Annotated in this window: 15 protein-coding genes; 2 read left to right on the top strand and 13 right to left on the bottom strand. The window is 71.4% G+C overall.

Annotated features, from left to right (window positions below; genetic code table 11):
- Nucleotides 1-72 precede the first annotated feature (72 nt).
- From AB0J90_RS31280 to AB0J90_RS31325, 10 genes are all read right to left on the bottom strand, one after another.
- Nucleotides 73-684, bottom strand: a complete 612-nt coding sequence (locus AB0J90_RS31280; protein WP_363602040.1) for a MarC family protein — start codon at nt 682-684, stop codon at nt 73-75.
- A gap of 101 nt (nt 685-785) precedes the next feature.
- The gene (locus tag AB0J90_RS31285) at nt 786-1,682 is read right to left on the bottom strand and encodes a PHP domain-containing protein (RefSeq protein WP_363602076.1); all 897 of its coding nucleotides are present in this window, start codon (nt 1,680-1,682) and stop codon (nt 786-788) included.
- 129 nt (nt 1,683-1,811) lie between these two features.
- Nucleotides 1,812-3,038 carry a hypothetical protein gene (locus AB0J90_RS31290; RefSeq protein ID WP_363602042.1) on the bottom strand — a complete coding sequence of 409 codons (1,227 nt, stop codon included), beginning with the start codon at nt 3,036-3,038 and terminating at the stop codon, nt 1,812-1,814.
- 37 nt (nt 3,039-3,075) lie between these two features.
- Complete coding sequence (locus tag AB0J90_RS31295) at nt 3,076-4,293, bottom strand: hypothetical protein (protein WP_363602044.1); 1,218 nt, start codon at nt 4,291-4,293, stop codon at nt 3,076-3,078.
- The gene (locus tag AB0J90_RS31300; RefSeq protein ID WP_363602046.1) at nt 4,290-5,030 is read right to left on the bottom strand and encodes a SigE family RNA polymerase sigma factor; all 741 of its coding nucleotides are present in this window, start codon (nt 5,028-5,030) and stop codon (nt 4,290-4,292) included. The genes AB0J90_RS31295 and AB0J90_RS31300 overlap by 4 nt, the downstream gene beginning before the upstream one ends.
- A 138-nt stretch (nt 5,031-5,168) precedes the next feature.
- Complete coding sequence (locus AB0J90_RS31305; RefSeq protein WP_363602048.1) at nt 5,169-6,044, bottom strand: PH domain-containing protein; 876 nt, start codon at nt 6,042-6,044, stop codon at nt 5,169-5,171.
- 6 nt (nt 6,045-6,050) lie between these two features.
- Nucleotides 6,051-6,209 carry a hypothetical protein gene (locus AB0J90_RS31310; protein WP_170208591.1) on the bottom strand — a complete coding sequence of 53 codons (159 nt, stop codon included), beginning with the start codon at nt 6,207-6,209 and terminating at the stop codon, nt 6,051-6,053.
- Between the two features lie 121 nt (nt 6,210-6,330).
- Entirely contained in the window at nt 6,331-7,050 is a 720-nt protein-coding gene (locus AB0J90_RS31315) for a DUF6758 family protein (protein ID WP_363602050.1), read from the bottom strand.
- A 56-nt stretch (nt 7,051-7,106) separates the two neighbouring features.
- Nucleotides 7,107-7,751, bottom strand: coding sequence for an RNA methyltransferase (locus AB0J90_RS31320; RefSeq protein ID WP_363602052.1), 645 nt, complete (start codon nt 7,749-7,751; stop codon nt 7,107-7,109).
- A gap of 53 nt (nt 7,752-7,804) precedes the next feature.
- Nucleotides 7,805-8,416 carry a hypothetical protein gene (locus tag AB0J90_RS31325; RefSeq protein ID WP_363602054.1) on the bottom strand — a complete coding sequence of 204 codons (612 nt, stop codon included), beginning with the start codon at nt 8,414-8,416 and terminating at the stop codon, nt 7,805-7,807.
- A gap of 604 nt (nt 8,417-9,020) precedes the next feature.
- Here AB0J90_RS31325 and trxA point away from each other — a divergent pair.
- Nucleotides 9,021-9,383, top strand: coding sequence for a thioredoxin (trxA, locus tag AB0J90_RS31330; protein ID WP_363602056.1), 363 nt, complete (start codon nt 9,021-9,023; stop codon nt 9,381-9,383).
- A 95-nt stretch (nt 9,384-9,478) separates the two neighbouring features.
- Here trxA and AB0J90_RS31335 read toward each other — a convergent pair whose 3' ends face one another.
- The 3 genes from AB0J90_RS31335 to AB0J90_RS31345 all read right to left on the bottom strand — a co-directional run bounded on the left by AB0J90_RS31335 (nt 9,479) and on the right by AB0J90_RS31345 (nt 11,960).
- On the bottom strand, nt 9,479-9,883 hold the full coding sequence (locus AB0J90_RS31335) for a DCC1-like thiol-disulfide oxidoreductase family protein (protein ID WP_363602058.1): 405 nt from the start codon (nt 9,881-9,883) through the stop codon (nt 9,479-9,481).
- Nucleotides 9,884-9,966: 83 nt separating this feature from the next.
- Nucleotides 9,967-10,770 carry a sugar phosphate isomerase/epimerase family protein gene (locus AB0J90_RS31340; protein ID WP_363602078.1) on the bottom strand — a complete coding sequence of 268 codons (804 nt, stop codon included), beginning with the start codon at nt 10,768-10,770 and terminating at the stop codon, nt 9,967-9,969.
- An 11-nt stretch (nt 10,771-10,781) separates the two neighbouring features.
- The gene (locus AB0J90_RS31345; protein WP_363602060.1) at nt 10,782-11,960 is read right to left on the bottom strand and encodes a Gfo/Idh/MocA family oxidoreductase; all 1,179 of its coding nucleotides are present in this window, start codon (nt 11,958-11,960) and stop codon (nt 10,782-10,784) included.
- 215 nt (nt 11,961-12,175) lie between these two features.
- Between AB0J90_RS31345 and AB0J90_RS31350 the strand changes: the two genes are divergently transcribed.
- Nucleotides 12,176-12,453, top strand: a 278-nt coding sequence (locus AB0J90_RS31350; RefSeq protein ID WP_363602062.1) for a LacI family DNA-binding transcriptional regulator, incomplete at its 3' end; no start/stop codon positions are given.

The following is a 12,453-nucleotide window of genomic DNA, read 5'->3' on the forward strand; positions in this document are numbered from 1 at the left end:
CCCGTTCGCCACGCGCGTCGCCGCCCGCCGCGACTCGGCACAGAGATCACGGCGACGCCCGGCGTACGGAGATCAGGTCTGTTGGAAGACCTTGACGAACGCGCTGACCGCGTCGGCGATGAGCTGCACCGCGATCGCGGCGAGCAGCAGACCGGCGATCCGGGTGAGCACCTCGATGCCGCTGGGCCGCAGCACCCGGACGATGCCGCCGGAGAACCGCAGGGTGAGCCAGACCGCGGCCATCACCGCGACGATGCCGAGTGCGATGGCGAGCTGGTCGGAGAAGCCGTCGGCGCCCTGGACGAAGAGCATGGTCGCGACGATCGCGCCCGGACCGGCGAGCAGCGGGGTGCCGAGCGGCACCAGCGCGATGTTCGAGGTGGTCTGCTGACCGGGATCGTCGGCCTTGCCGGTGAGCAGTTCGAGCGCTACCAGGACCAGCAGCAGCCCACCCGCGCCCTGTAGCGCGGGCAGCGACACGTGCAGGTATTCGAGGATCGTCTGGCCGGCAACCGCGAAGATCACGATCACCCCGAGGGCGAGCGTCACCGCCTGCCGCGCCGCCCGGTTCCGGTCGCGGGCGGCGAGCGGTCCGGTCAGGGCGAGGAAGATCGGCACCATACCCGGCGGGTCCATGATGACCAGCAGGGTGACGAACACCTCCACGAAGAGCTTGAGATCCACCCGGTCACGGTAGTTGGCCGGCCGCGTTATCCCACGTCGGTGTGCGCGAGGCCACCGCCGTCATCGCCACCGATCAGGACGAACCAGCCAGCGACCGCCGATCAGGACGAAGAAACCACGGGTACGCCGCTCGCCGCCGCCACGATCCGCTCGTACGACGGCACCGACGTGGTGAACGCACCCAGCCGTACGGTCTTGTGCTCGCCGTGGAAGTCCGACGAACCCGTCACCACCAGTCCCAGCTCGGCCGCGAGCCGGCGTACGTGCGCCTGCTCTGCCGGCGAGTGGTCCTCGTGGTCGGCTTCCAGCCCGAACAGCCCGGCGGCGGCCAGCTCGACGATCAACGAGTCCGGCACCACCTCGCCGCGCCGGCTGGCTCGGGGGTGGGCGAAGACCGGGACCCCGCCCGCCTCGCGGACCAGCCGGATCGCGTGGAAGACGTCCAGGTCGTCCTTTGGCGCCCGGTAACGCCAGCCGAGCCACCGCGGTTCGAACGCCTCGCTGGTGCTGCCGACCAGGCCGGCCCGGATCAGCGCCTGCGCGATGTGTGGTCGGCCGACCGTGCCACCGGCCGCCCGCGCCTGGATGTCGGGCCAGTCGATGTCGATCCCGTCCGCCCGCAGCGACTCGACGATCCGCTCGGCGCGTACCTCACGGGCGGCCCGGATCCGGGTCAGCTCGGCGACCAGTTCCGGGGCGTCCGGGTCGAAGAGGTACGCGAGCAGGTGCAGGGCGATCGACGGCTCGGTGCCGTACCAGCGGCAGGAGAGCTCGGCTCCGCGTACCAGGGTCAGGCCCGGCGGTAGCGCCGCGACCGCCGACGCCCAGCCGTTGGTGGTGTCGTGGTCGGTGATGGCCACCGTGTCGAGCCCGGCGCGCGCCGCGGCCTGCATCAACTCCGCCGGGGTGAGCGTGCCGTCGCTGGCGGTCGAGTGGGTGTGCAGGTCGATCCGGGCGTCCGGACCGGGCGTGGGCAGGGGGTTCGGTGCGGACGCGATCACTGGTACCAGGCTACCGCCAGGCCGGACGTCCCCGCCCGGCCACCCGAACCGGCGACAACCGCCCCCGGTCGGCGGGCCGGACCGGCAACGATCGGCCTCCGCCGGCCGGGCACACCGGCCCCCGGGTCAGCCGGCCGAGCCGGAGACCACCAGTAGCCGGTCGTTTCCCCCGGTCTCGGGCACCGGGAGCCGGTCGACGACCGGGTCGGGGCCGGGCACCCGGTCCGGGGTGACCCGGAGCAGCCGGCCCTGGTCCCCGGCGTGCAGCAGCAGCCCGCCGGGGGTCCACGCCACCGGTCCGGCCAGCCTCGGACCGGCCGCGCGGATCACCGGCGCCGACCCGAACACGGTGCTCAGGTCGATCACCAGGGCCAGTTCGGCCGGTGCGTTCCCGGCACCGGCCAGGTCGCCGAACCAGTGCTCGAAGACTCCGTTGGCGACGAGCCAGCGGCCGTCCGGGGAGATCGTGCCGCGCCCGCCGGGGGCCAGCGGCAGTTCGCAGGTCACCCTGGTCGGGGCCAGGTCCCGGGCCGCGTCCAGCAGGGCCAGGCAGGGTCGCTCGCCGTCCGCCGCCGGCAACTGCCCGACCACGGTACGGCCGTCCGGCAGCGGGCCGTAGACGGTGACCGCCGGATCACCACCGGACACCCGGTACGCGCCCCGGTCCGGCCACCACAGGTCGTACTGGTCGTCGGCGCCGGCCGGACGGCGCCGGAGCAGTACGGCGGCACCGACGAAGCCGGTCGGTACGACCCGCTCCGGTGCGTCGCTGCGCTGGATCGGGCCGAGCCGGCCAGCCTCGACCGGGGCGAGCAGGAGTTGGTTGCCGTCGCGCCAGGCGACCCGCCGTCCGTCCGGCGCCACCACCACCGCCCGTACGCCGGTCAGCAGTGGCGACGGTGGGCCGGCGTTGGGCACGTACCAGAGGGTGGAGCGGTTGGGCGGGTGCGCTCCGACGACCAGCCAGCCGCCCGCGGTCCGGCTCGCCTGCGCCACCGGCCCGACCGCGGCGAGGTCGACGAGTTCGCCGGTGACCGTACGCAGCCCGGCCGGCACCACCACGTCGACCGGCAGGGCCGGGCTGCCCGATGCGACGATGCCCGACGGTTCCCCGATCGGCAGCACGGCGATGCCGCCGAGCACGCCGACGAGCGCCACGGTGGCAACGCCCGCAGCGGCGGTACGTCGGCGGCGGATCCTCCGGCCGCGCCGCCGTACGGTCGCACTCAGCTCGTCGGCGTGGTCCCGATCTCGGTACGCGGCCAACGGTGGCGGATCGGCGACTCCCGACGCGGTGCCGGCCCGCTCGGCCAGGCACTCACGCAGCACCCGTTCCAGCCTGCCCGTGGTCACACTGCTTGGACGCCCCGGCCCGCATCCCGGGTTGTCGTCACCGGCCGGCTGCCACCGCGTTTGTCGACGGTGGCGGGGTGGCGGTTGTCGCGGGCGGCGGTGGCGCAGCGGTCAGCTTCGGCACGAACTGCCACTGGGCGCTCACCCCGGCCGGCAGCGGCACGACCTGCTGGCTGCCGTCGGCCCGGCACAGCACCACGCCCCGGTCGTCGGCGGTCAGCAGGGTCCGGTCGTCGGCCCAGGCCGGCGGGACGGTGGTACGGACCGGGCAGGCGACGGCTTCGGTGTGTCCACCCACCGCCCGGCCCAGGTCGACCAGGCGTACGTCGTTCGCCCGGCTCTCGGCGAGCCAGGCGCCGTCCGGGGTCGTCCGGTCGCCGGTCGTGCCCCGTCCCAGGTCAAGCGCACAGGTGCCGGTCCGCTCGACCACCAGGCCGGTGCCGGTGGAGCGCAGCTCGGCCAGGCACGGCTGCTGCTCACCGGTCCCGCTCACCAGCCCGCGCAGGGCACCGTCGTGGGGGCCGTACACCGCGGTGACGTCGGTGTTCCAGTGCGGCTGGTAGGGCCGCGCGGGATCGAGGACGTCGAAGCCGCCGGAGTCGGAGGTCACCACCACCGACCGGTCGAGGAAGGCCACCGGCGAGGTGCCGGCCGGTACGTCGACCCTGGTCCGTACGGCGAGTCCGGTGTCGCTGACCCGGGCGACGTAGAGCGCGGTCTCGATGACGAAGGCGAGCTGGTCGCCGCCGGGGCTCAGCACCCAGCGGTCGCGGTTGCCGCTGAGCGAGATCGAACTGCCGTCCGTACGCAGGAACCGGATCCCGCCGGCACCGCCGTACACCCAGCCGGTGGGGACCCGGTAGATCCGGGTCACCGTGCCGACGCCGGTCAGCGGCAGCGCACGGCCGTCGGTGGTCCAGAGTCGGTCGCCGGCCCACAGGTCGAGGCCGATGCCGGTGTCCTTGGTGGGGCGGGGCTCGACCGGTGGGCCGGTGGGCTCCGCGTCCGGCTGGCCGTTGAAGGCGATCACCGGGCTTTCCCGGCCTCCGTTGCCGCCGGAGAGGTCTCGCAGTGACATGATCCCGCCGACGGTGACCAGCAGCGCCAGCGCGGCGGCCACCGAGGATGCGGCCGTCCGGCGGCGGCGGGCCGCGCGCCCGCGACGGATGGCGACGGAGGCCGGATCGTTGATCGACGGTAGCGACTGGACCCGGTCGGCGAACATGCCTCGCAGCGAATCTTCGAGCATGGTCATCGACCCTCTACCCGGGCCGCCGGGCCCGCCGGTGTCGATGCCCCCGGCACGGCCGGCACCGGCAGTCGGGCCGCAGCGGTACGCGGCACGGCCGGCACCCGACGCGGCGCGGGTGCCGCGGACCGGGCCGGAGCAGCCCCGGGCTCGGTCCGGCCGGTGGCGGGCGATCCGGAAGCGGAGGTGCCGGTGGCAGCGGTACGGGCGGTGATCGCCGCTTCCGTGCCGAGTGCCGCCTCGGCACCCGGCTCCGCGCCGAGGCGTCGCCGCAGCGTGTTGAGCGCCCGGAAAGTCTGGCTCTTCACCGTCCCGGGCGAGATGTTGAGCATTGCGGCGGTCTGCGCCTCGGTCATGTCCTCGTAGAACCGGAGCACCAGGACTGCCCGCTGCCGGGCCGGGAGCGTCCGTACGTGCCGCCAGAGGGCGTCGCGCTCCAGTTGCTCCTCGATCTGGTCCGGGGCCGGCCGCTCGGGCAGCACCTCGGTCGGGCGCTCGCCGTGCCAGCGCCGCCGCCACCAGCTCGTCGCGGTGTTGACCAGGACCCGTCGGGCGTACGGCTCGACGGCTTCGATCTCGCCGAGCCGTTTCCAGGCCAGGTACGTCTTGGTCAGGGCGGTCTGCAGCAGGTCCTCGGCCGTCGCCCAGTCCCCGGCCAGCAGGTACGCCGTACGCAGCAGGGCAGCGGATCGGGCCGCGACGAACTCGCGGAACTCCTCTTCCAGGTCTGACCTGGCCGCCACCTGTCGCCTCCCCGAAGCTGTACCAACCGTCAGGTTGTCACGGCCGAGGGCATCGAGTCGAGAGCGATCGGGTGCGGGTTCCCTCCGATTTTCGGTTGGAAAGTCCCGCACCCACCGCAAGCGATCAACTGCGTGAAGTTACGCGCCGTCGTCGGCCTTGGCCTCGTCGGCTTCCTTGCCGAGCCGCGCCTCCACTGCCTGCGGCTCGTACATCTCCTCGACCACACGCAGGTAGAGCTCGTTCGGGTTGGGCAGGTACTTGACCTCGCGCAACGCCTGGTCCTGACCGGCCGACTCCAGCACGAAGGTGCCGTAGTTGAGGGTCCGGCCCAGCGGCGACTGCTCGTACTTCATGTCGGTGACCCGGGCCAGCGGCATCATCGCGACCCGCCGGGTGATGATCCCGTTGACCACCATCACCCGCTTGTTGGTCAGGATGAAGCGGTCGAAGAACCAGTCCGCGACCTTCCACGCCACGTAGCCCATGACACCGAGCCAGATCAGCGCCGCGACCAGGGTGAGCCCGGCGATCTGCTGCCCGGCCAGGAAGCCGGAGAGATAACCGAGCACGAAGGTGGCGGCGAGCCCGATCAGGACCGGCGTGGCCAGGTAGATCTTGTGCCGCTTCCACTCACCCCGGTACCGCTCGGTGGGGAAGAGGTAGCGCGCGACCAGCGCGGTCGGCTCGTCCTCCAGCGGCAACACCCGGCGCGGGCCGAGCGGCATGCCCGAGGCGTCCACCCGGAGCCCGGCCAACTCCTCTTCGGAGATGTCCGGGGGCCGGTAGCCGGCGTCCGGGTCACGCTCCCAGTTTCTGCCGGAGCGTGACTCGTCGTCGTAACCGGCACCCTCCGGGTAGGGCGGTCCATCCGGATAGGAGGGAGAGCCCGCGTAGGGTGAACCGTCGCCGAGATCGTCGTCGGGTCGGACCCGGGGAATCGGCTCGGTGTCCCGCTCGCGACGCCAGCGTTCGGCATCGTCGGGGTCGGGGGGTGGCCCGGACGGATTGCCCATGCCCGGCTACGCGAAGAGGCTGGCGAAGAAGTCGCTGAAGCCCTGCGCGATGTCCATGACGCCGCCGCCCAACGACTTGAAGACGTCGGCGGCCGAGTCAGGTCGGAACGCGATGAAGAAAATTAGGAAGGCGATTCCGCCCCAGGTGAGGACCTTCTTGACCATGACGGGCCATCCCCTCATCGGCGCCGAGTGGCGTCACCGCAACAGCACGTAGCGTATCAGTCAGGTGTCGTACCGTGAATTCCAAGTTTGTGCCATTTTCGGACCGGCCCGGGTTGGTCGTCTAGACCAGACCGTGCAGGTACGGAGATGGCGCGCCGTACACCAGCTCGGGCGGCATCCACTCGGTCAAGTCGTGTAGCACGACATCTTCCGCGAGGAGGTAGCCCGCGCTCGACGGCCAGGTTATCGCATATAGCCACCGTCCCCGAGCTTCGCCGACGTGCGCGCTGCGGTCTGTCGGAGATTTGACCGACCAAAGTGGAGTCGGATGCCCGTCGGCCCGGACCTTCGCATGTGGTGGGTGCTCGGCGTGTCCGGGCAGCTCATCGGTCATGACGTCGGCGAGCAGCGCGCCGGGGTCGAGACCGGCGATGCCGGCGAACCGGGTGCCGAGCCCGACGCCGGGTTCCTCGGCCACCAGGATCATGTCCGCCGGTCCACCGCCCAGCGGGGCGGGTCCGCTGCACGCCACGGCGGTGGCTCGCACACCCGTACGATCGTCACCGGCCCAGACCGCACCGGTCATCACCCATCCGGGTGGCAACGGCCAGGGACACCAGAGCGGCATCGGGGAAGCACCGGCCAGCTCGGGCGTGTCCCTGATCCGGGCGGTCGCGCTCTGCACGATCTCCGGCCCGACGTGCCCGGCCGTGTGCAGGGGTGGCACCGGGCCGCAGTCCGCGCAGCGCCAGTCGGTGTGCATCAGGTCGGGCGGCGCCACCTCGCCGCCACACCTCGGACAACTCACCGCAAGACTCACACGAACTACAGTCCACGCCACAGCACCCCGTAGTCAAGCGAACCGGCCTTTTCGGTCAACTTGCCTCGGAGCAGCGGTCAGCCGGGCGAGCCGGACGAATGCTCCTCCGGCGGCGGAGCGGCATGCGCCCGGATCCAGGCATGCATGGCGATCCCGCTGGCCACCCCGGCGTTGATCGAGCGGGTGGACCCGTACTGGGCGATGGAGAAGAGTTGGTCGCAGGCGGCACGGGCCGGATCGGACAGGCCCGGCCCCTCCTGACCGAAGAGCAGTACGCACCGCCGCGGCAGGGTGACCGTCTCCAGCGGGCGCGAGCCGGGCAGGTTGTCGATCCCGATCACCACGAGGTCGGCCGAGCGCGCCCAGTCGACGAACTGCTCGATCGTCTCGTGGTGCCGGACATGCTGGTACCGGTCGGTCACCATGGCGCCCCGCCGGTTCCACCGGCGCCGCCCGACCACGTGCACCTCGGCGGCGAGGAAGGCGTTGGCGTTGCGTACGACGGTGCCGATGTTGAAATCGTGCTGCCAGTTCTCGATCGCCACGTGGAAGGTGTGCCGGCGCCGGTCCAGGTCGGCGACGACGGCCTCCTGTCGCCAGTACCGGTAGCGGTCCACCACGTTGCGCCGGTCGCCCTGGGCGAGCAGTTCCGGGTCGTACCGGGGGTCGGTCGGCAGGTCACCCGGCCACGGGCCGACGCCGACCTCCGACTCGTCGCCCACCGGGGCCGCACCTTCCACGATCTGCAGAGGGTACGGCCCGTCGGGCGACGCGCTCAGCGCAGGCCCAACGCGGTGCCGAGCCGGCCGAGGAAACCACCGGCGCCGTCGGGCAGCCACTCCCCCGCCGTACCGAGGTGCCGGTCCACCGGGTGGGCCGCCTGGCGCACCCGGGCGGCCACCGACTGCACCCACTGCCGGTACGCCGCCGAGTCGGCCGGGTCGGCCCGGTCGCCGAGCAGTTCGACCGCAGCCTGGCAGGAGACCAGCAGCCCGGCTAACCGGTCGTGCCGATCGGCCCGTTGCACCGCGTTCGGCTCCGTGACGAGCGCGGGCGGGTGAACGGGCGACGAGGTGTGCACCGGGGGTGGTGCGGGGCGGACTCCGGCGTACAGCGGCGTGTCGTCGGGCTCGGCGTAGATGGCCGCGACCACAGCCCGGACCAGATCGCTGTCGAACGCCCGCCCGGCGGCGATGCCCTCCAGGCCGGCCAGCCCTTCGAGCACCGCGTGGCGCGGACTCGCGGGCCGGGGCGAGGTCGCCGCCACCAGCACCCGACCCGGCAGCCGGATGAGCAGTTTCCACTCGTCGGTGGAGTAGGCCATGGTGGGCGCTCGCCCGGTCGGTTGACCGGCGGCCGGCGGCTCACCCGGCGAGGAGTGGTTCATGGGGGACCTCCCGGCGCCAGCATATGACCGCCGGAGCAGAGGTATGAGGTCTTGCGGTACAGAAAACGGCGGACCTTGTCCGCCGGGCAGGGTCGGGCCCCGGATCAGAAACGGGGCCGGACGCAATGAGCGGCGGGGCCCTCCCCGGCACCCGCCGCCCACGCTCTGATAGGAGAGATTCTGCCCGATGACGGCGGTACGCAGAAGAGTCGAAACAGAGACAGAGGTCACAGTTACTTTTTCGCAACACTACTTTACGTGAGAGTTGATGTTGCAGTGACCGATGGTCATCATGCCGATTACCCCTCATCAATAGCGTGATCGTCGGATCACCGCAGGTCGTGGCACAGGTTTGACTGGAAGCGCTCCCGTCACTCTGAGTGATTAGTTAGTTTTCTTTATTTCGCGACCCCGCACCCCAAGGCACCGACCGGCGTCGATGGTGCCCGGTACCGCACGCATCGGCCGGATCGGCCCTCTTCACTGGGGTGGATCCGGGTGACCCTGGCCACGCTGGGCGTTTCGGCGTACGGCGACCGGGAATTCCAGTACGGGTGAACAGGTTCAAGCAGTCGTAGGTCTCAACCCGTGAACGGAGAGTTCAATGGCGACCGTTGAGCTGACTTCAGCCAACTTCGACGAGGTGACCAGCTCGGAGGGCACCGTTCTGGTGGACTTCTGGGCAGATTGGTGTGGCCCCTGTAAGCGGTTCGCCCCGGTCTACGAAAACTCGTCCGAGAAGCACCCGGACATCGTCTTCGGCAAGGTCGACACCGAGGCCCAGCAGGAGATCGCCGCCAAGTTCGAGATCCGCTCGATCCCGACGATCATGGCGGTTCGGGACGGCGTGATCGTCTTCTCCCAGCCCGGCTCGCTTCCCGAGACCGCTCTGGAGTCGCTGATCGAGCAGGTCCAGCAGCTCGACATGGACGACGTACGCAAGCAGCTCGCCGACCACGAGCACTGACCGGCACCCGGGACGGCCGAACAGCCGCCCGCCCCCGGCACACCCGCATCCCGGCCGGACACCCACAGGTGTCCGGCCGGTCGCGTCTCGCAGGGTCAGCGGGGGGTCGGGCCGTAACGCTCCTCGCGTACGGCCTGGGGCAGCGAGCAGGCGGCGGTGCCGCCGGGCATGCGGTGCCGGTTGCGGGCCACCCAGCGGTACGTGGGCCAGGCGATCGCGCGTACCGGGGGGAGGCGAAGCAGCCGGCCCAACACCCGCCACACCGGCCGGCTGTCACCGAGCAGCCGGGCGATGGCATCGGGACCGGCCGCCCGGACACCGTCCGCGCCAACCCACTGGACGGCGGCATCGCACTCCGCGACGGTCAGGCCGAGCGCGTCGATATCGGTGAACTGCCACGGCAGCACCCGAGCGCGGGTCGGGATGCGTCGACTGACGAACTCCGCACACGTGGTGCAGAACGCGCAGTCGCCGTCGTACACGAAGGTGGACCGGTCCATGTGCCCATCCTCCTCCGCCGCGTCGGCTCGGGCCAGGTCATGTCACGACGATCATGCTCGGCCGCGAGCGGCGCGCGATTGTCCTATCCGACGGCCGTCAGGTAACCGGAGAGCGTCGCGTCGAGCACCTCGCGGCCCGGACGCGCCCACACCTCGGCGTGGAACACCTCGACCTCGATCGGACCGGTGAAACCGGTCGCGTCCACCGCCTCCCGGAACCGGCGCAGGTCGACGCAGCCCTCACCGGGCAGGCCGCGCCCGAGCAGCACGCCCTCCGGCAGCGGGGTGATCCAGTCGGCGAGCTGGAAGCAGGCGATCCGCCCCTCCCTACCGGCCCGGTCGAGCTGCGTCCACACCTGGTCGTCCCACCACAGGTGGTAGGTGTCGACCACCACTCCGACCGCCTCGGCCGGGTGCGGCGCGGCCAGGTCGAGCGCCTGCCCGAGACTGGCCACCACGCAACGGTCGGAGCAGAACATCGGATGCAGCGGCTCGATCGCCAGCCGGACCCCGGCGTCCAGCGCGTACGGCACCAGCGCTCCGATCGAGTCGCCGACGTGCGCCCGTGCCCCGTCCAGGTCCCGGCTGCCCTCGGGCAGCCCGCCGGAGACCAGCACCAGCACCGGGGCGCCGAGCGTCGCCGCCTCGTCGATCGCCCGACGGTTCTCGTCGTACCAGTCGGGGGTGTTGAAGAAACCGCCGCGGCACAGTGAGGTCACCGCGAGCCCGGCACCCCGGACCAGCGCCGCGGTCTTCGCCACGCCGTAGGCCTGGGTCTCCTCGCGCCAGAGCCCGACCTGGGTGACCCCGGCGTCGACGCAGCCGGCGACGAGGTCCTCCATCGGCCAGTACTTGGTGGTCGCCTGGTTGAGCGAGAACCGGTTCAGCACGGACTCGCTCACCGGGTGGGCTCGCCGGACAGCTCGGGGATCTCGATCCGTACGCCGTCACGGGCCGACCGCAGCCCCAGCTCGGCGAGCTGTACGCCACGCGCGCCCGCCCACAGGTCCCAGGTGTACGGCTGGTCCTCGACCACGTGCCGCAGGAACAGCTCCCACTGCGCCTTGAAGCCGTTGTCGAACTCCTCGTTGTCCGGCACCACCTGCCACTGGGACCGGAAGTCCTCGGTGGCCGGCAGGTCCGGGTTCCACACCGGCTTCGGCGTGGTCGCCCGGTGCTGGATCCGGCAGTTGCGCAGCCCGGCGACGGCGCTGCCCTCGGTACCGTCGACCTGGAACTCGACCAGTTCGTCGCGGTAGACCCGGACCCCCCAGGACGAGTTGATCTGGGCCACGATCGGGGTCGCCTGTCCCGGCCGGTTGATCTCGAAGATGCCGTACGCGGCGTCGTCGGCGGTCGCGTCGTACGGCTCGCCGGCCTCGTCCCAGCGCGTCGGGATGTGCGTCGTCGCGTGTGCCGTCACGGCGCTGACCTGGCCGAAGATCTGCTCCAGCACGTAGTGCCAGTGCGGGAACATGTCCACCACGATGCCGCCGCCGTCGGCCGCCCGGTAGTTCCAGGACGGGCGCTGCGCCGGCTGCCAGTCGCCCTCGAAGACCCAGTAGCCGAACTCGCCGCGGATGGACAGGATGCGGCCGAAGAAGCCGCCCTTGACCAGCCGGTCGAGCTTGCGCAGCCCGGGCAGGAAGAGCTTGTCCTGAACCACGCCGTGCTTGATGCCGGCGGCGTCGGCGAGCCGGGCCAGTTCGACCGCGCCGGAGAGGTCCTCGGCGGTCGGCTTCTCGGTGTAGATGTGCTTGCCGGCCTCGATCGCCAGCCGGAGCGCCTTCTCCCGCTGGGCGGTCACCTGGGAGTCGAAGTAGATCTGCACGTCCGGCCGGGCCAGCGCCGCGGTCAGGTCGGTGGTCCACTCGGTCAGGCCGTGCCGCTCGGCGATCTCCCGGAGTTTGGCCTCGCTGCGGCCGACCAGCACTGGTTCGGGCCAGAGCCGGGTGCCGTCGCGCAGCGGCAGGCCGCCCTGTTCGCGGATCGCGAGCAGTGATCGGACCAGATGCTGCCGGTAGCCCATCCGGCCGGTCACGCCGTTGAGCACGATCCCGATCGTGGTACGGGCCATGCCGTTGCCTCCTCAGGCTGTCGCGGTCGAGCCAGCTAGCTGTTCGATCCGGGGGTACGGGGTGCGGGACACGCAAGCAACCGATAGGTAAGCGCTTTCCTGCGCACGTTACTGGTCCGAACCCGGATTCGGCAAGGGCTTTCCTTACGACCGGACCGGCTCGCGCTATCCTCACTCGCAGCCGGCTTCAGGGCGGCCGGGGAGAGGTCGGATCGATGGCCACCTTGGCAGATGTGGCGCGCCGGGCGGGAGTCTCTCCCGCGACCGCGTCCCGAATCATCAACGGCAGTGCAAAACCGGTCACCGACGCGCTGCGGGAGCGGGTGCTGGCGGCGGTCGAGGAACTCCAATACGTCCCGAACGCACACGCCCAACTACTCGCCCGCAACCACCGCTCCGCCGTCGGCGTCATCGTCCACGACGTCTCCGACCCCTACTTCGCCGAAATCACCCGCGGACTCCAACGCGTCGCCACCGAACACGGCCGACTCGT

It is taken from the genome of Micromonospora sp. NPDC049523 (assembly GCF_040676775.1).
Taxonomy (GTDB): Bacteria; Actinomycetota; Actinomycetes; order Mycobacteriales; family Micromonosporaceae; genus Micromonospora_G.